Here is an 18,438-nt window from a genome sequence, read left to right on the forward strand (position 1 = left end):
GGCCTTCGTAACGATGGAGGCAACCGGAGAAGGCTCATGACCATCAACAGAACATTCGAAGGCAGACAGCCGAAATTCACGCTGCCAAAAGGTGCCATCGACACCCAGATGCATATGTATCTGCCGGGCTTTCCGGGACAGGCAGGCGGACCGCCCGTGCCCGAGGGTACGCCTGGCCCTGACGAATATCGACGTCTGATGAAATGGCTCGGCATAGAGCGCGTCGTCATCACGCAGGGCAACGCCCATCAGCGCGACAACGGCAACCTCATTGCCTGCCTGCGCGAAATGGGCTCCGTTGCCAAGGGTGTTGCCGTCGTGACGCGCGATACGCCTCTGGATGAGATACAGGAACTGATCGATGTCGGCGTCGTCGGCGCGCGGATCATGGATCTTCCAGGTGGTGCCGTTAATCTCAGCCACCTGGAAGAGGTGGACAGCCTTTCGCAAGAGCTTGGCTGGAGCGTGGCCGTTCAGTTCGATGGCTCGCATATTCTCAATCACGAGGCCCGGCTCTCGGCGATAAAGAGCCGCTGGATCTTCGACCATCACGGCAAGTTCTTTGCCGGTGTTACGCCGGATAGCCCGCAGATCGGCGCGCTGAAGCGCCTGATAGACAAGGGCAATTGCTGGTTCAAATTTGCAGGCTGCTACGAGTCCAGCCGGTCCGGCGGGCCGGAATTCGAGGATATCGCCGCGATTGCGCGGGTCATTGGGGAATACGCGCCAGAACGGATCATCTGGGGCACCAACTGGCCGCACAACAACGCCAAGACGACGGAAGACTATCCTGACGATGCCGATCTTCTCGACACCGTTCTGTCCTGGCTGCCGTCCGATGCGGCGCGCAGACAGGCTCTCGTCACCAATCCCGAAAAACTCTTCGGCTTCGATCCGGTATGATTGAAACGAAAAAAGCCCGGCAGTGCCGGGCTTTTTGAATATGCAGCGAGGCCGATTACTCGGCGTCGGCCTTGTAAAGCTCTTCCAGCGTCGGGATCGACGTGATGTTGAAGCCGCAATCGACGTAGTGGCACTCGCCCGTCACGCCTCTGGAGAGGTTCGACAGGAGGTAAAGCGCCGATCCGCCGATATCGTCGATATCCGCCGTGCGGCGAAGCGGAGAGTTCTTCTGGTTCCAGGCAAAGATCGCGCGGGCATCGGAAATACCGGCGCCTGCAAGCGTGCGGACAGGGCCTGCCGAGATGGCGTTGACGCGAATGCCCTTCGGGCCGTAATCCGCAGCGAGATAGCGCACGGAGGCTTCCAGAGCAGCCTTGGCCACACCCATTACGTTGTAGTTCGGGATGACGCGCTGGGAACCATTATAGGTCAGCGTCAGCATGGAGCCGCCATCCGTCATCATGCTTGCGGCGCGCTTTGCAATCTCGGTGAAGGAGAAGCAGGAGATCACCATGGTACGGCTGAAGTTTTCACGCGTCGTATCGGCGTAAAGGCCTTTCAGCTCGTTCTTGTCGGAGAAGCCGATGGCGTGAACGACGAAGTCGATCGAGCCCCAGCGCTCACGCAGGGTTTCGAACAGGGCGTCGACGGACGCAATGTCCTCGACATCGCAAGGCACGATGAAATCCGAACCGACTTCGGCTGCCAGCGGCTTGACGCGCTTGCCCAGCGCTTCGCCCTGATAGGTGAAGGCGAGTTCCGCGCCCTGTGCGGCCAGCGCCTTGGAAATGCCCCAGGCGATAGAGTGATTGTTTGCGACGCCCATGATGAGGCCGCGTTTACCCTGCATGATGCCGTTCATGGGCAATTATCCGTTATAGCGCTGGAAGACGAGCGTAGCGTTGGTGCCGCCGAAGCCGAACGAGTTGGAAAGAATGGTGTCGATCTTGGCGTTGTCGATGCGTTTGCGAACGATGTTCACGCCTTCGAATTCCGGATCGAGCGTTTCGATATGCGCGCTTTCGCCGATGAAGCGTTCCTGCATCATCAACAGGCCGTAAATCGATTCCTGCACACCGGCTGCGCCGAGCGAGTGGCCCGTCAGCGACTTGGTGGACTGGATGTGCGGCGTATTCGCACCGAAAACTTCGCGGATCGCGCCGATTTCCTTGCTGTCGCCGACCGGCGTGGAGGTGCCGTGGGTATTGACGTAGTCGATCTCGCCCTTAACGGTGGAGAGCGCCTGACGCATGCAGCGGATCGCGCCTTCGCCGGATGGGGCGACCATGTCGTAGCCATCGGACGTTGCGCCGTAACCGACGATTTCGGCGTAGATTTTCGCGCCGCGTGCCTTGGCATGCTCCAGTTCTTCCAGAACCAGGACGCCTGCACCACCGGCGATAACAAAGCCATCGCGGTTGACGTCATAGGCGCGGGACGCGACGGATGGCGTTTCATTATACTTGGAAGACATGGCGCCCATGGCGTCGAACAGGTTCGACATGGACCAGTCGAGATCTTCGTGACCGCCAGCGAACATGATGTCCTGCTTGCCCCACTGGATCATTTCCGCAGCATTGCCGATGCAGTGCGCAGAGGTAGAGCAGGCGGACGAGATGGAGTAGTTGACGCCGTGGATCTTGAACCAGGTGGCAAGCGTGGCGGATGCGGTGGAGGACATCGCCTTCGGCACGGCAAACGGGCCGATGCGCTTCGGGCTGTTGTTCTTCAGCGTGATGTCGGAGGCTTCGACGATGGTACGGGTGGACGGACCGCCCGAGCCCATGATGATGCCGGTGCGCTCATTGCCGCTAATATCGCCTTCTTCCAGACCGGAATCCGCGATTGCCTGCTTCATGGCAACGTGGTTCCACGCGCCGCCCTGGCTTAAGAAACGCATGGCGCGACGGTCGACCAGTTCGGTCGGGTCGAGCGAAGGCTTGCCCCAAACCTGGCACTTGAAGCCATGTTCGGCGAAATCCGGGGAGAATGAAATGCCGGACTTTGCGTCTCTCAGGGAAGCGGTGACTTCGCCAGCATCGCTGCCGATCGATGAAACGATACCGAGGCCGGTGACTACAACTCTTCTCATGAAGTTGACCTTTTCTTTGCTTGCCGCTGAACGGAAAAACCGTCCTGCCTTCAATCAGGCTTCAGCGGCCTTTTCCTTCGACAGACCGACGCGCAGGTCCGTCGCCTGATAAATGGTTTCGCCATCGGCCTTCAGCCAGCCATCTGCTGTGCCGAGAACGAGACGGCCGCGCATGACGCGCTTGAAATCGATACCGTATTGCAGAAGCTTCGTCTCCGGGCGAACCATGCCCTTGAACTTCACTTCGCCAGTGGAAAGGGCCATGCCACGACCGGGCTCACCCAGCCAGCCGAGGAAGAAGCCCGTCAGCTGCCACATGCCATCGAGACCGAGGCAGCCAGGCATGATAGGGTTACCCTGGAAGTGGCAGGGGAAGTACCAGTCGTCCGGCTTCACATCATATTCAGCGCGGATGAAGCCCTTGTCGAACTCGCCGCCGGTTTCGGAAATTTCGGTGATGCGATGGACCATCAGCATAGGAGGCAGAGGAAGCTGTGCATTGCCCGGGCCGAACAGTTCGCCACGACCGCATGCCAGAATTTCCTCGTAATTGTAGCTCGATTGCCTCGTTGCCATAGTGCTTCCGTTTCCCGTCTATTCGTGTTTGTCGACTTCTGTAGAGCAAGTTAGGCTCAAAATGAAGCGCCGCAAGGGCAGCATTCGACTTCGAGCCTCCGCCCACCGCCGAAGTCCCGTCCTTAACATGGCGCCCGCATACAGTAAGCGTAAGGATGGAACCAGAGGAAATTTGCAAAAACCCCTGTTTTGCAGCCAATTGGCAAGCAATGGCACCCCGAGAACTATTGAAAGACCCGTCCTTAAAAGATATATGCATCCTCAACAGCTATTTTTTATAACAGTTCTCAGGAACCGCGCCCGATGGCATTTGACGCCACTTTGGACATTGGAACAAGGCTTCGCCGCTTCGGTTTGCGCCCTACGCGCCAACGTATTGCGCTGGGCGACCTGTTGTTTGCCAAGGGCGACCGCCATCTGACGGTTGAAGAACTGCACGATGAAGCCGTGACTGCCGGTGTGCCGGTGTCGCTGGCGACGGTCTATAATACGCTGCACCAGTTTACCGAAGCGGGCTTGATCCGCGTTCTGGCCGTCGAGGGTGCCAAGACCTATTTCGACACCAATGTCTCCGACCACCATCACTTTTTCGTGGAAGGTGAGAACGAGGTTCTGGATATTCCGCTGAACAATCTGGAAATCGGCAATCTGCCGGAGCCCCCCGAAGGCATGGAAATTGCCCATGTCGACGTGGTGATCCGCCTGCGCCGAAAGCGCCGCTGATTAAAAAACGCCAGAACATGCAAAGGCACCGTGAGGTGCCTTTTTTGTTGGTGTTCACATGACGTCTTCCGGCGGCCTGCCGGGACGGGCGCGGTAGGGTGGAAACGTCCAGCCGAAGATCAGCGCGCCGCTTCTGATGCCGAATGCCGTCAGCACACCAGCGCCGGATGCGATGAAGAGTGGCGCTCCGATGAAATGGACGCCGGTAAAGACGCAGGCGCCTGCCAGCGCGCAGCTGATATAGACTTCAGGTCGCAGAAGAACCGATGGCTCTCCAGCCAGAATGTCACGCAGCACGCCGCCGAATGTTGCCGTCAATGTTCCAGTAACGATGGCAACGGTTGGCGAACCTGTTGCCGCGAGGCCTTTAGCGGCACCCATGACGCTATAGGCAGCAAGACCGATGGCATCGAGCCAGATGAGCAGCCGATATCGGGATTCTAGCAGATGCGCGGTGAAATAGACGAGAATGGCAATACCGACGCAGACGAGAATGTAAGTGGGGTTCACCACCCAAAAGACCGGTGAGCGGCCTAAAACCAGATCGCGCAGCGTACCGCCACCGATACCGGTTACGGCTGCGAAGAACAGAAAGCCGATGAAATCGAGCTGCTTGCGAGACGCGGCAAGCGCACCCGTTGCGGCAAAGACCGCAACGCCCGCATAATCGAGAAAAGCCAGAAGTGTCATTTGTGCGCTCCCCTCAAATTTCGGCCAGCGGGTCAGTGTCACGCAAGGAGGGCGGGTTAGGATTACCGCCAACCATGCTTTCCGCATCCATAGAGCAATTCCAGCAAAAGTGGGAATAGCTTTTACGTAAGGATAACGGAATGAAAGACGCCAGATCGATTTCGCCTGCGATGAGCGAAAGCGCAGACAAAGGAAAATGCCGTGAAACGCCTTCTCTCAGCAATGCTTTACGCGCTCGTGCTCGTTGCCATGCCGGTGATGGCGCTTGCCCAGCAGGAGCTGGTGAGCGACCCTGAAATCTACGAGAAGGATTTCTTTCGCAAGGAATGCAAGGTGGTCGAGTTCGGGCCGGAGTTTCTAACGCGGCTGGATATCAACAATGACGGGCTTGTCGATGCCGTGACCAATCGCAGCGCGCTGACCTGCGACGGCCAGAAAAGCAGCAGCTGCAACGACGATGGTTGCCCCTATAATTTCTATGTGCAGGTGAAAGAGGGCGGCTATCTGCTGATCGCAACCGCGACGATCTATAGCTATGATTTCGTCCAGCGCTTCGGCAACATGGTCTTTGTTTTGAAGATGCACCCGCGCTACTGCGACCGGACGGACAGCGTGCCTTGCGAGATGACGGTTCGTGTTCGCGGAACGAAGTTCGTCACGATTTCGCGCAAGTAAGGCGCGGCCCGATCAGTTCTCCGCACCCATGCGCTTGATGGCAACGCGCTGATTATAGCGGCTCCGCAGGGAACGCGGCATCAGCATGCTTGCAAGCGCAACGGCAAAAACCAGCAGACTGACGACGAGAAGTGCTACCTCCGCAAAGGTGCTGGCAAGAACCGCACCGCACAGAGCGCCTGCCACCATACCAAGCCATGGAACGAGCTGGATGGTCCAGTCCAGCTTTCGCTCCCCCAGAATGAAGCGACCGATACCGCGACCAAAACGCGAGAGCGCGCCGGTCACATAGGTCAGGCCGATGGGTAGACCTTCGATATGCTCCACCGCAGCATTGATCATGCCCATGGCGAAGACGGCGAGATAGAAAGCGCTAAGGTCCATGCCGCGCGTCTGCAACAGAGCGGCGAGTGCAAGAGTAAGACTGACAGAGCATAATACGGTGAAAATTCGCCGCTCTGAGCGATGCGCGATCACGATGCCCGCAGCATTGCCGCCAACGAAGGCGATGATGGCGAGAAGCAGTTTGATCGCATGCCCGTAATCGCCTGCTTCGAGCGAGAGTGCAGCCCGCGTGGTATTTCCGGTCATGAAGGACACGAAATCGCCCGACATGATCAGCCCCACCGCATCCGTCATTCCGGCGACGAAGGATATCGCGCCGACAAGGGCAATTCCCATGCCGGTGCGTCTGGCCTTGATGAGATTGCGGCGTCGTAGTCTGGTCATGATGAGCAGCCGTGAAAGAACGCGGATATGGTCCGACTCAAAGATCGGCTTCACCCAATTTTAGGCATGTCTCACCCTCACTGACAATTATCCCCCAAAGGATCGCGCCTCTTCAAAGACAAAAATCATTTGCATCATCGGCCCTTGCTGCTAGGCAAAAACAGCAACAGCTTGAAGAGGTTTTCGTGAAGCAGGCAATCATCGTGATGGGAGTGAGCGGCTGCGGCAAGTCCACCGTTGGAGCTGAACTTGCGGAGAAGCTAGGCATTCCTTTTCAGGAAGGCGACAGGCTTCACCCGAAGGCCAATGTCGAGAAAATGAGCGCGGGCATACCGCTGACCGATGACGACCGTTGGCCATGGCTCGATCTTGTTGGCGCGGAACTGCGCGAGGGATATGAGGCGGGCGGCATCGTGATTTCCTGCTCGGCCCTGAAGAAGTCCTACCGCGACCGGCTGCGCACTGCCTGTGGCGGGCCGCTGGCGTTCGTCTTTCTGGAAGGCAGCGTTGAGCTGTTGACCGAGCGCATGGGTGCGCGCAAAGGCCATTTCATGCCGCTTTCGCTTCTGAAAACGCAGCTCGATACGCTGGAGGTGCCGACAGGCGAGCCGGGCGTCGTTACCGTTAACATCGACGCAACGCCGGATGAGATCGTGGAAAACGCGCTGAGGGGTTTGAAGGCGCTATAGCGTTTCCGTGGTTATTAGAAACGCAGTACACGACACAATGCTTTTTAAATGCTGCGGTTTCCTTCCCCTCATTCCTGTCCTTGTGACAGGAATCCAGCCAGCCCAAGTCCTTGGGCTGAAAGACTCTTACCGTCGCGCAGACGCGCGTCGGCTGGATTCCTGTGACAGGCACAGGAATGAGGGGAAGAGGAAACACCCAAAAACTCAAGCAAACCTTGAGGTCGCCGTGACGGGACAGCGAATTGTCGTGTACTGTATATTGGAAACGCGGAAACGCTCTATCTGTTTGTTTTAGCATTGTTCGGACGTAAAACCACTTCCCACTTTTGCTGGAAATGCTTCATAGGCCGAGCCGATCCCGCAGCCCGTACCACCATGCCCCCAGCATGGTGAGCGGCACGCGGAAGGTCTTGCCGCCGGGGAAGGGAAAATTCGGCAGTGAAGACCAGACATCGAAACGTCCGGCCTGCCCGGCCACCACTTCCGCCAGAATGCGGCCCAGCAACTGGGTCGTGGTCACGCCATGGCCGCTATCGCCGTGGGAGAAGTAGATGTTCTCCGACAGCCTGCCCATATGCGGAATGCGCGTGAGGGTGAGCGCGAAATTGCCGCTCCAGGCGAAGTCGATCTTCACATCCTTCAACTGCGGAAAGGTCTTCAGCATATTGGGCCGGATGACGCCGGTCAGATCGGCGGGATCGCTGCCGCCATAGCCGATACCGCCGCCATAAAGCAGGCGGTTGTCGGAGGTGCGCCGATAATAATCCAGAATGTAATTGGCATCCTCGACGCAGTAATTGGCCGGAAGCAGGCTCTCGATCAGGCCCGCATCGAGCGGTTCCGTCGCCATGACCTGGCTGGATACGGGCATCATGCGGTCACCGATCTGCGGCAGAAGCTTGCCGAGATAGGCATTGCCGCAGACCAGCACATATTTTGCCGAAACCTTGCCATGCGCCGTTCTGACGGTTGGATTGACACCCTGCTCCACCGCGATAACGCGCGAGTTTTCGAAGATGCGCCCACCGAGTTTCTCCAGCGCAGCCGCCTCACCCAGCACGTAATTCAGCGGGTGGATATGGCCGCCCAAACGGTCGATCATGCCGCCTGCATAGCGGTCGGACTTCACGTATTTCCCGACCTCGGCCTTCGACACCATCTCGAGACCAGTATGGCCGTGCTTTTCCCAGTTAGTTTTGTTGGCTTCCATCTCCTTGATCTGCTTCGGTGTGAAAGCCGCGAAGAAGCCACCATTCACCAAATCGCAATCGATGCCGTATTTCGCCACGCGGTCGCGGATGATCTGGCCGCCCTCAAGCGACATCTCACCGAGTTTCACCGCCTTGTCGTGGCCGTAACGACCGGCGATGGTTTCGAGATCGCGGCTATAACCGTTGACGATCTGTCCGCCATTGCGGCCCGATGCGCCAAAGCCGATGCGGGTGCCTTCAAGTACGATGACGGAAAAGCCCTTTTCCGCCAGTTCGAGGGCCGCAGACATGCCGGTAAAGCCAGCGCCGATCACGCAGATATCCGCATGCATCTCGCCCTCAAGCGTTGGACGAACGCTCTTGTCATTGGCGGAGGCTGCGTACCACGAGGTTGTGTGACCGGGATTTGGAAGCGCCGTTACGTGAGCCATTTTTACACCGTCCTGATATAGGCGTCATATTCGACATCGGTGACGCGCAGTGAAAACTCGGAAATTTCCTGCTGCTTGCAGGCAGCGTAAAGCGTTCTGTAGCGCTGCCCGAGCGTGGCATAGGCAAAGCTCGACCTTGCAAAGCGCTGGACGGCATAATCCCAGTTGGTCGGCAGCGGCTCGTGGTTGATCGCGTGGCTATCGCCCGCAATCGCGCCGCCCGGCTGGCGCTTTTCCCGCATGCCGGTGAGCGCGGCATTGAGGATCATGGCAAGCACGAGATAGGGGTTGGTATCGGCACCGGCCACGCGGTGTTCGATACGGGTTGCCGGTTTGCTGGCCGTGATGACGCGCACCGCAGCGGAGCGGTTGTCGATGCCCCAGGAGGCATATGTCGGCGCATGTTCGCTGGGCCGCAGACGGCGGTAGGAGTTTGCATGCGGTGCAAACACGGCCATGCTCTCCCCCATATTTTCCAGAAGTCCGCCGACCGAATGCATCAGCGCTTCGGAAGGCCCGTTTTCGCCCGCGTAGATATTGTTGCCATCCCGGTCCAGAACCGAGAAATGAACATGCATTCCGTTGCCCGCCTGCACGCCATAGGGCTTGGCCATGAAGGTGGCATCGAAGCCGTGCTTGCGCGCCACGCCCTTGACGATACGTTTTAGGAACACGGCGAAATCCGCCGCCTGAAGCGTATCCGGCACATGATTGAGATTGATCTCATATTGCCCCGGACCATTTTCCCGAAGCGTGGTATCGGCTGGCACGTTCTGCGCCCGGCAGGCGGTTGCGATATCGTGGAAGACCTCCTCGAAATCCTGAAGTTCGGAAATGGAAAGCACCTGCGTCTGGCCCGTATGCCAGCGCCCTTCGCGGCTGTTCGGCGGACGCACCGGATCGAGCGCCGAACGAACGGGGTCGATGAGGTAAAATTCAAGCTCCGTTGCGACGACCGGCGTCAGACCGCGTTTGGTAAAGCCGTTGAGAACCTGCGACAGAACATGTCTCGGATCGCCAAAGAAGCCGGGGCCATCCGGTTCCTTCATTGCCAGCAGCACTTGAGCAGTGGGGCGCCCGAGCCAGGTGACGCGTGAGAGCGTGCCGGGCACGGCAAAGCAGAGACCGTCCGGATCGCCTGTGCCTTCGGCAAGACCCGCGGCGTTCACGTCCCTGCCCCATATGTCGAGCGCATAGACCGAGCGTGGCACGGCCATGCCTTTTTCCAGAACGTCGAGCGCGCGCTCGCGCGGAATCCATTTGCCGCGCGGCACGCCGTTTACGTCTATGACGAAGGCTTCGAGGATTTCAATGTCGGGGTTCTGTTCGAAAAATGTCTTTGCGTAGTCTATATCTGCCATCATTCACCAGTGGGTCGTTGCTTTCTCATCATGCCGCAAATATCGGCGCTAACGAAAGTCGTCCTGCTGCTGATAGATCAGATATCGCGCCGTCACCGTGACATCACGCGCCTTGCGCGTCCCTCTCTTGCAACCGCATGTTACGTGCGCTTTTGCAAGATGACCAGAGCGTTTCGTCTTTTTACGGATTGAAGCGCTCCGGGCTGTAAGGCTGGATGGGAATGACGGATGTTTCGCCAAGCATGGCTTCCGCAACCACGCGTCCGGTGATTGGCCCAAGGGTCAAGCCATGGTGAGCGTGGCCGAAAGTGAACCAGAGGTTCCTGTGGCGCGGCGCCTTGCCGATGATCGGCATCATGTCCGGCGTGCAGGGGCGAGAGCCCATCCATGGTTCCGCATCCAGCCTGCCGCCGAGTGGGAAGACCGTGCGGGCGACCCGCTCTGCCCTGAACAGCTGGACCGGAGATTTCGGCGCATCGCGATCGGCAAACTCCGCGCCGGTCGTCAGGCGGATGCCCTTCTTCATCGGCGCGAGGAAATAGCCGCGATCCGCGTCGATAAGCCAGTGGTTGAGTTTCGTGCCCTCCTGCGGTGCATAATGCATGTGGTAGCCGCGCTTGACGCCCATCAGAAAGCGATAGCCAAGTTTCGTCGTTACCACATCTGCCCAGGGGCCGAGTGCGATAACTGCGCTTTCCGCCTCTACCGGCCCATCCTGCGTCATTACTTTCCAGCCGGAAGATGTCTGCGACAGCGTCGATGCATCGCCTCTGATAAAGGTGCCGCCGAGGCTTTCGAACAGACGCAGATAGGCCATGGTCAGCCCGTGCGGATCGAGCACCGACCATGGGTCGTTCCACTTTAGGCCACCGACGAAATCGTGTGAGATGTGGGGCTCCGCCTCTGCCAGCTGCTGTCTGTCCAACTTCGTGTAGGAGATGCCGTAATCGCGCGCGATACGTTCAGCAAAGGCGAAATCTGCGTCGCGCCGCGCCTCGGTTCTATAGGCTTCCATCCAGCCATTCTTGACGATGAGATCGCTGGCTTTCGCCTCATTGATCAGAGTGCTGTGTTCGGACACGGAATGTTCGATGAGGGGCGCATAGGAGCGTGAAATCGCGGCATGTCGCGAGGGTGTGGAGTGATACCAGTAACGCGCCAGAAAGGGCGCGATTTTCGGCAATGCGCTCTTGTGGTAATGCGTGTCGATGCGATTGTTCAGCGAATATCGCGCCAGAACGCTGACATCCTGCGGAAATCCATAGGGAACGACGCCCTCACGCTGGATGAGACCGGCATTGCCGAAAGAGGTTTCCTCGCCCGGCCCGCGACGATCCAGAAGCACGACCGACTTTCCGCGTCTCGCCAGTTGCAGAGCCACCGAGACCCCGATGATCCCGGCACCCAATACGATCACATCCGCTGCCATATGCCTTCTTCCTTCGCACGTCACGCGACGCTTGAAGAAAGATGGCAATAGGCCCGAGAGAACGCAACAGCAAAACCGAAAAGTCTCGCGTGAAGACTACTCGCTGACGGCGCCGGTTTTCACCGCCTCGATATTGAAGGCTGCCGCCATCAGCGCCCTCGTATAATCTTCCTTCGGCGCTTCGAAGATGGTCTTTGCCGGGCCGCTTTCAACGATCTTGCCGTGGCGCATGACGATCACCTCATTGGCGAGCGCCTTGACCACTTTGAGGTCGTGGCTGATGAAGAGATAGGCCAGATCATGCTTGGCTTGCAGATGCCTCAGGAGGTCTACCACCTGCGCCTGCACGCTCATGTCCAGCGCCGAGGTCGGTTCATCCAGCATGACGAAGCGGGGTTTCAGCACCATGGCGCGGGCGATTGCGATGCGCTGCCGCTGACCGCCAGAGAACTCGTGCGGGTAGCGCCAGCGGGTGGCGGGATCGAGCCCGACTTCCTCCAGCGCCTGCGCAACACGTCTATCGCGTTCATCGAAGGATAGGGATTTTTCGTGCACCTTAAGACCTTCGGCAATGATTTCACCAACCGACATGCGCGGGCTGAGCGAGCCGTAAGGGTCCTGAAACACCATTTGCAGCCTGTTACGAAGCGGCATCATCATCGCATATGAATAGCTATCGATGGATTGGCCTATGAAGCTGATGCGGCCCTTGGACGAGATTAGTCGCGAAAGCGCGAGCCCAAGCGTCGTCTTGCCGGAACCGGATTCACCCACAACGCCAACCGTCTGCCCGGCGCGGAGCGTGATATCGATGCCATCGACGGCCTTGACGTGATCCACCACCTTGCGCATCAGCCCGGCCTTGATCGGGAACCAGACCTTGATCTCGTCTCCCTGCATCACAATGGGCTTCCGATCATCGGCAGCCGGCGGCTCACCCTTCGGTTCTGCGGCGAGAAGGTGGCGAGTATAGGCGTGTTGCGGGTTGCTGAAGACCTGCTCAACCGTGCCCGTTTCCACGATCTTGCCCTTGGTCATGACGCAGACGCGGTCTGCAAATTTGCGCACGATGCCGAGATCATGGGTGATGAACAGCATGGACATACGATGCTGGTTCTTCAGCGCGCCGAGAAGCTCGAGGATCTGCGCCTGAACCGTGACGTCCAGTGCGGTCGTCGGTTCGTCGGCAATCAGAAGCTTAGGGCGGTTGGCGAGCGCCATGGCGATCATCACGCGCTGACGCTGGCCGCCGGAAAGCTCGTGCGGATAGGCCTTGAGGCGCTTTTCAGGTTCGCGAATGCCGACCTGATTGAGAAGTTCGAGGATGCGCTTGCGAGCCTCGGCACCGGTAATCGCCTGATGAAGCTCCAATATCTCACCAATCTGCCGCTCGATGCTATGCAGCGGGTTAAGCGAGGTCATCGGCTCCTGAAAGATCATGGTGATATCGTTGCCGCGCACGGCGCGAAGCTCGCGCACCGATGCATGCAGCAAGTCCTTGCCTTCAAAGAGTATCTGGCCGGAGGGATGGCTTGCGGCAGGATAAGGCAAGAGTTTGAGAATGGAGTTGGCCGAGACCGATTTCCCCGAGCCGGACTCCCCCACCAACGCCAGGATTTCACCGGGCATGATGTCGAATGAGACATGGTCGACAGCGAGGCTTTCCTTACCGCCCTGATGGAAGGCAACCGATAGATCGCTGACGGAGAGAAGGGGGCCAGTCATGCAGATAGGCTTTCGATAACACGCTTTAGCGTTTCGGAATCAGGCCGAATAATTTGTAGAGGTCTCGCATGTTTAACGACACCGTATCTTGTGTGGATCAGCGTATATTCTCCGCGAATCCCAAGATCGTTGGTGAGAAAATGCGAACAACTTAGTCCTATCGCAGTGGACACGTGAATTGCATCCGGCAACTTTAAGGAGGGATACTGCGCTCGCAAAACCGCAGCATAGTGTAAAATCGGCATTTCAACAGGAACGACCTTAAGCCAATCGCTCGACAATATCAGTCTCTGATATTGATCTATTAATTGATCGTTCTGGTCTTTGTAAGGTTTGACCACGAGCTCGGAAAAGGTCAGCTCGCTCGTTACAAATACAGGCGCTCTAAAGCTATCTACTAGAAAGAGGCTTGGAAGCAGCTCTCTCGTGGTCTCTTCACCCTCCATTGCCGTAATAAAAATGTTCGTATCGATGTAGACTTTTTCAATGCCGATCATCAATCTTCCCACTCATCGCGAAGTTCGCGAATACGGGCGACCGCCTCTTCTACTGGTACACGTCGTATATTGGTTTTTCTGTATTCAGCCATCGCGTCAATGGCTTCTCTCGCGGTCATCGACCTAGGACGCGCATCCATCTCCGCGGCAAATCCTGAGAGCGTATCGTCATACAAAGGAGGAATATCCTCGACTTCCACGACAACCCGAACGGTGGCTTGCTCGTCAAGCCCCTCTCTGAGATCCTGAGGCAATTTGCTTGCAGGATAGTGTTCTCTAACCACCTTGTTCATGTCTATTCATCCATTGTCAATATTCACGACTTTACTACACAACCATTCAAAACACGACACTTCATCACCGGAACGTCTTGCGCGGATCGAATGCATCGCGCACCGCTTCGCCGACGAAAATCAAGAGCGAAAGCATGATCGACATGGTGAAGAAAGCTGTCAGCCCCAGCCATGGCGCCTGAAGATTGTTCTTGCCCTGCGCGATCATCTCACCCAGCGATGGTGAGCCCGGTGGCATGCCGAAGCCGAGGAAGTCCAGCGAGGTCAGCGTCGTAATCGAGCCCGACAGGATGAAGGGCAGGAAAGTCAGCGTCGCCACCATGGCGTTTGGCAGCAGATGCCGGAACATGATCGTGCCGTTGCCGACGCCGAGTGCGCGGGCTGCATTCACATATTCGAAATTTCGCGCCCGCAGGAATTCCGCGCGCACGACGCCTACGAAGCCCACCCATGAGAACAGCAGCATGATGCCGAGCAGCACGAAGAAGCCAGGCGGCATGATGGCGGCAATGATCAGCAGGATATAAAGCACCGGCATCGACGACCAGATTTCGATGAAACGCTGCATCAAAAGGTCCGTCCAGCCACCGAAATAGCCTTGAACGGCACCGGCGGTGACGCCAACGAGAGCAGAGGCGACGGTGAGCGCGAGGCCGAACAAAACGGAAATTCGGAAGCCGTAGATGATGCGCGACGCGACATCGCGCGCCTGATTATCCGTGCCCAGCCAGTTGAGATTGCCAAGCGTGCAACCGGGGTCGACAGCGCCTTGCGGATAGCCCGAGCAACGCTCCTCGCGGTCCATTAGCCAGAAGGGCGGCGTGGGAGCTGAGTGCGGAATGTTGGAGTTCACCGTCTGATAGGAATAACGGATTGGCGGCCAGATCATCCAGCCATTTGCGTTGATCTCATCCTGAATGAAAGAGGATTTGTAATCGGTCTGGGCCAGAAAGCCACCAAACTTTTCTTCCGGGTAATCCACCAAGACAGGCACCAGAAGCTCGCCCTTGTATGAGGCGAGGATCGGCTTGTCGTTTGCCAGAAACTCTGCTCCGAGGCTGAGGCCGAAGAGCACGAGGAAAAGCCAGAACGACCAGTAGCCACGGCGATTGGCCTTGAAATTCTGCCAGCGACGAATGCTCGTCGGCGAAAACCATGGCCGCTTTTGCGGCTGAGCCGCATCGTTAGAAGGTGCGGATACGCTCATCACACGTCCCTCCGCTCAAAGTCGATGCGCGGATCGATCCATGTGTAAATCAGGTCGGATATGAGGCTGACGACAAGGCCCATCAGCGAGAAGATGAACAGCGTTCCAAACACGATGGGGTAATCACGATTGACGACGGAGAGATAGCCGAGGCGGCCAAGTCCATCGAGCGAGAAGATGTTTTCGATCAGCAGCGATCCCGTGAAGAAGGCGGAGATGAACGCGCCCGGAAAACCGGCGATCACAATCAGCATCGCATTGCGGAAGACATGGCCGTAAAGCACCTTGCGTTCCGACAGGCCTTTGGCGCGGGCCGTCACCACATATTGCTTCTTGATCTCATCGATGAAGGAGTTTTTCGTCAGGAGCGTCGTGGTGGCGAATGCTGAGAGAACAAGTGCTGTCAGCGGCAGAGCCAGATGCCAGAAATAGTCGATGATCTTCTGCCACCATGTCAGCTCGGCAAAATTATCCGAGGTCAGACCGCGCAGCGGGAACCAGTCCAAGAACGAGCCGCCTGCGAAGAGCACGATCAGCAGGATACCGAAAAGGAAGCTTGGCACCGCATAGCCGACAATGATGATGCCGGATGTCCAGACATCGAATTTCGACCCGTCTTCCGTCGCCTTCTTGATGCCGAGCGGAATGGAGATGGCGTAGGAGATGATGAGAATCCAGAAGCCCAGCGAAATCGACACGGGCATCTTGTCGATGATGAGGTCGATGACCGAGGAATTGCGGAAGAAGCTGTCGCCGAAATCGAAGCGGATATAATTCCACATCATGTCGAGGAAGCGCGTCAAAGGCGGTTTGTCGAAACCGAACTGCTTTTCGAGCTTGGCGATGAGTTCCGGATCGAGCCCCTGCGCACCGCGATATTTCGAGCCGCTTTCATCGAGCCCCCCACCGCCCATGAGATCGCCACCACCGGAGAGACGGTCGGCCGCGCTGTCGCCCGAGCCGGAAAGCTGGGCAACCACCTGCTCCACCGGGCCGCCCGGCGCAAACTGGATGACGAGGAAGGAAATGCCCATGATGCCGATGATGGTCGGGATCATAAGGGCCAGACGCCGCAGAATATAGGCTCCCATCAGATGCCTCGTTCCGCGCAGCCAAATTCGGCTTTGGTCCTTAACGTCAAACCGTTTCCTTTCCCGCAAATCGCCGACGCGATCTGTTCGATGATTCGTAATTGCCCATGTGAATCAAGGCTTGGCTTATAAAGCAAGACCCGCCTCATTTTGCCGCGCTGGCGGACCACCATGCATCGGGGAACGCAACGCCGTAATAGGGCAAGTCTTTCGGCCGAACGATGGTGTTCCAATAGGCTATTGCCAATTCTCCGCGATAGAACTGCGGAATGACATAATTGTTTGCTAGCAACACACGATCAAGGGCGCGCGCTGCCGCAACCTGCTCTTCCCGGTTCGGCGCATAGATCACTTTTCTGACTAGCGCATCAACTGCCGGATTTTTTATGCCTGCCAAATTGCTCGAACCCTGCTTGTCGGCAGCGTTTGATCCCCAGTAATCGGCCTGTTCATTTCCGGGATTAGGAAGAGTTGCCCAAAGTTTTATCGTCATATCGAAATCGAAACTGCGTTGACGGTTGGTATATTGCGAAGCGTCGACGGTTCGAATGGTAGCATTGACTCCGATCTTTTTCAGATTCTGGACAAAGGGCAAGATGGTGCGTTCCATACCAGTCGAGTCGATCAAAAACTCGATGTCCAGTTGCTGGCCCGTCTGCACGTTGATCAACTTGTTGCCACGCAATTCATAGCCCGCTTCCTTCATCAACTTGACAGCTTCGCGCAGATTGTCACGAAATCTCCCTGGATCACCGGCAACAGGATTTCGATATTCGGTTGTAAACACTTCCGGTGGAACCTGGTCCTTAAGCTCCTGCAGCAACTCCAGCTCCCGTCCTTCGGGGAGACCGGATGATGCAAGCTCACTGCCCATGAAGAAGCTATTGATCCGTTGAAACTGACCATAAGCGAGCGTTTTGTTGAGATCCTCAAAATCGAAAGCGAGGTTCAATGCCTTGCGAAGTTTAGGATTTTGGAATTTTTCGCGCCTGAGATTGGGTACGAATGCCTGCATAACGCCAACAGAGCGATAAATGTTTGGCAGCTCTTCTTTTTTGACACGCCCATCTTTGACGGCTGGAAAATCATAACCAGTTACCCACCGGCTGGAGGATGCCTCTCTTCGGAAGTCTACGGTGCCGGATTTGAACGCTTGGAACTCTACATCCTGATCTGCAAAAAACGTGTAATTGATCGTTTTGAAATTATGCTGGCCGATATTGACGTTGATATCCTTGCCCCAATAGTCATCACGCAATTCATATGTAATGGCAGAGCCTGGCGTAACCGACACGATTTTGTATGGACCTGAACCGACGACTGGTTCCAACGTGCCTCGTGAGATGTCCCGTGGTTTATTGTCAGGCCCGTTCGCCTCCCACCAGTGCTTAGGCAAAATAGGGAGCTGCCCAACGACTTGCGGAAGTTCGCGATTATTCTTTTCCTCGAAAGTAAACGTTACTTCACGATCCCCAGTCTTTTCGGCCTTTGTGACGTGGGTGAAGGTTATGGACATCGAAGGATTAAGTTCTTTGGCCTTGTCGAAGCTAAAAACGACATCTTCCGGCGTGACGGGTTGTCCATCCGAAAATTTTGCTTCCTTGCGCAGACGAAATGTCGCTTTGGAAATATCGTCCGGATAACTAACAGCCTCGGCCAATAGACCATACGATGCAGAAAGCTCTTCTTCTGCGGATTTCATCAGAGTTTCGAAAACTAAAGTTAGCCCTTGCGCCATTTCGCCTTTAGCAAGGACAGGATTAAGAGTGTCGAATGTTCCTTCTGCGGACATCCTGAGCGTGCCGCCCTTCGGCGCATTCGGATTGACATAATCAAAGCGCTCGAAACCGTTGGGATGCTTCAGCTCTCCAACCGTTGCGATGCCGACGCGCCATTGTCCTTCATCCTGCGCGCGGGCGCTGATCGGAGAGACCAGAAGCGAAGCCGTCATCGCGAGGATAAGACCGGTTTTTGCGCTTGCCAAAGCCATGGGCTAACATTCCTTTTCTTTATTAGTTGCTGCGCAGCATAAGGCAAAGATTGTCAAAAAATAGAGGCTCGGGCTCACAAGCGGTTTATTGCAAACATGCTTTCACCAAAATCCCGTTCCAGCGTA

General features: G+C 56.9%; 18 protein-coding genes. 4 read left to right on the plus strand and 14 right to left on the minus strand.

Annotation, left to right across the window (positions count from 1 at the left end; all coding sequences use genetic code 11):
- Window positions 1-36: 36 nt before the first annotated feature.
- Window positions 37-903 carry an amidohydrolase family protein gene (locus tag CFBP5473_RS00085; RefSeq protein ID WP_027674499.1) on the plus strand — a complete coding sequence of 289 codons (867 nt, stop codon included), beginning with the start codon at window positions 37-39 and terminating at the stop codon, window positions 901-903.
- Between the two features lie 55 nt (window positions 904-958).
- Here CFBP5473_RS00085 and fabI read toward each other — a convergent pair whose 3' ends face one another.
- Genes fabI through fabA form a run of 3 tightly spaced genes read right to left on the minus strand, consistent with a single transcriptional unit; the run spans window position 959 to window position 3,571 of the window.
- Entirely contained in the window at window positions 959-1,765 is an 807-nt protein-coding gene (fabI, locus tag CFBP5473_RS00090) for an enoyl-ACP reductase FabI (RefSeq protein ID WP_027674500.1), read from the minus strand.
- A 6-nt stretch (window positions 1,766-1,771) separates the two neighbouring features.
- Window positions 1,772-2,995, minus strand: a complete 1,224-nt coding sequence (fabB, locus tag CFBP5473_RS00095; protein WP_027674501.1) for a beta-ketoacyl-ACP synthase I — start codon at window positions 2,993-2,995, stop codon at window positions 1,772-1,774.
- A 54-nt stretch (window positions 2,996-3,049) separates the two neighbouring features.
- The gene (gene fabA / locus CFBP5473_RS00100; RefSeq protein WP_027674502.1) at window positions 3,050-3,571 is read right to left on the minus strand and encodes a 3-hydroxyacyl-[acyl-carrier-protein] dehydratase FabA; all 522 of its coding nucleotides are present in this window, start codon (window positions 3,569-3,571) and stop codon (window positions 3,050-3,052) included.
- 303 nt (window positions 3,572-3,874) lie between these two features.
- On the opposite strand from fabA, the gene irrA reads away from it, so the two are divergent.
- Window positions 3,875-4,294 (plus strand): iron response transcriptional regulator IrrA, encoded by a 420-nt coding sequence (gene irrA / locus CFBP5473_RS00105; RefSeq protein ID WP_027674503.1) that lies wholly within the window; start codon window positions 3,875-3,877, stop codon window positions 4,292-4,294.
- A gap of 54 nt (window positions 4,295-4,348) precedes the next feature.
- Here irrA and CFBP5473_RS00110 read toward each other — a convergent pair whose 3' ends face one another.
- Window positions 4,349-4,984, minus strand: a complete 636-nt coding sequence (locus CFBP5473_RS00110) for a trimeric intracellular cation channel family protein (protein ID WP_027674504.1) — start codon at window positions 4,982-4,984, stop codon at window positions 4,349-4,351.
- Between the two features lie 201 nt (window positions 4,985-5,185).
- Here CFBP5473_RS00110 and CFBP5473_RS00115 point away from each other — a divergent pair, with 201 nt between their 5' ends.
- Window positions 5,186-5,659 (plus strand): hypothetical protein, encoded by a 474-nt coding sequence (locus CFBP5473_RS00115; protein ID WP_027674505.1) that lies wholly within the window; start codon window positions 5,186-5,188, stop codon window positions 5,657-5,659.
- Between the two features lie 12 nt (window positions 5,660-5,671).
- On the opposite strand, the gene CFBP5473_RS00120 is transcribed toward CFBP5473_RS00115, so the two are convergent.
- The gene (locus tag CFBP5473_RS00120; protein WP_027674506.1) at window positions 5,672-6,388 is read right to left on the minus strand and encodes a YoaK family protein; all 717 of its coding nucleotides are present in this window, start codon (window positions 6,386-6,388) and stop codon (window positions 5,672-5,674) included.
- A gap of 206 nt (window positions 6,389-6,594) precedes the next feature.
- Between CFBP5473_RS00120 and CFBP5473_RS00125 the strand changes: the two genes are divergently transcribed.
- Window positions 6,595-7,077 (plus strand): gluconokinase, encoded by a 483-nt coding sequence (locus tag CFBP5473_RS00125; protein WP_037170826.1) that lies wholly within the window; start codon window positions 6,595-6,597, stop codon window positions 7,075-7,077.
- Between the two features lie 340 nt (window positions 7,078-7,417).
- Here the strand turns inward: CFBP5473_RS00125 and CFBP5473_RS00135 are convergent, their stop codons facing one another.
- From CFBP5473_RS00135 to CFBP5473_RS00175, 9 genes are all read right to left on the minus strand, one after another.
- Entirely contained in the window at window positions 7,418-8,719 is a 1,302-nt protein-coding gene (locus CFBP5473_RS00135) for an NAD(P)/FAD-dependent oxidoreductase (protein WP_027674508.1), read from the minus strand.
- 2 nt (window positions 8,720-8,721) lie between these two features.
- Window positions 8,722-10,083, minus strand: coding sequence for a glutamine synthetase family protein (locus tag CFBP5473_RS00140; RefSeq protein WP_027674509.1), 1,362 nt, complete (start codon window positions 10,081-10,083; stop codon window positions 8,722-8,724).
- A 178-nt stretch (window positions 10,084-10,261) separates the two neighbouring features.
- Window positions 10,262-11,509: an NAD(P)/FAD-dependent oxidoreductase gene (locus tag CFBP5473_RS00145; RefSeq protein ID WP_027674510.1), complete on the minus strand. Its 1,248-nt coding sequence runs from the start codon at window positions 11,507-11,509 to the stop codon at window positions 10,262-10,264.
- Window positions 11,510-11,605: 96 nt separating this feature from the next.
- Window positions 11,606-13,234, minus strand: a complete 1,629-nt coding sequence (locus tag CFBP5473_RS00150; RefSeq protein WP_027674511.1) for an ABC transporter ATP-binding protein — start codon at window positions 13,232-13,234, stop codon at window positions 11,606-11,608.
- Complete coding sequence (locus tag CFBP5473_RS00155) at window positions 13,231-13,731, minus strand: type II toxin-antitoxin system VapC family toxin (RefSeq protein WP_027674512.1); 501 nt, start codon at window positions 13,729-13,731, stop codon at window positions 13,231-13,233. Before CFBP5473_RS00155 ends, CFBP5473_RS00150 begins: the two co-directional genes overlap by 4 nt.
- Window positions 13,731-14,024, minus strand: coding sequence for a hypothetical protein (locus CFBP5473_RS00160; RefSeq protein WP_037170806.1), 294 nt, complete (start codon window positions 14,022-14,024; stop codon window positions 13,731-13,733). The genes CFBP5473_RS00155 and CFBP5473_RS00160 overlap by 1 nt, the downstream gene beginning before the upstream one ends.
- 64 nt (window positions 14,025-14,088) lie before the next feature.
- Window positions 14,089-15,231 carry an ABC transporter permease gene (locus CFBP5473_RS00165; RefSeq protein WP_027674513.1) on the minus strand — a complete coding sequence of 381 codons (1,143 nt, stop codon included), beginning with the start codon at window positions 15,229-15,231 and terminating at the stop codon, window positions 14,089-14,091.
- Window positions 15,231-16,322, minus strand: coding sequence for a microcin C ABC transporter permease YejB (locus CFBP5473_RS00170; RefSeq protein ID WP_027674514.1), 1,092 nt, complete (start codon window positions 16,320-16,322; stop codon window positions 15,231-15,233). Before CFBP5473_RS00170 ends, CFBP5473_RS00165 begins: the two co-directional genes overlap by 1 nt.
- 145 nt (window positions 16,323-16,467) lie before the next feature.
- Window positions 16,468-18,312: an extracellular solute-binding protein gene (locus CFBP5473_RS00175; protein ID WP_027674515.1), complete on the minus strand. Its 1,845-nt coding sequence runs from the start codon at window positions 18,310-18,312 to the stop codon at window positions 16,468-16,470.
- Window positions 18,313-18,438 lie beyond the last annotated feature (126 nt).

It is taken from the genome of Agrobacterium larrymoorei, from assembly GCF_005145045.1.
In the GTDB taxonomy this organism is placed as follows: domain Bacteria; phylum Pseudomonadota; class Alphaproteobacteria; order Rhizobiales; family Rhizobiaceae; genus Agrobacterium; species Agrobacterium larrymoorei.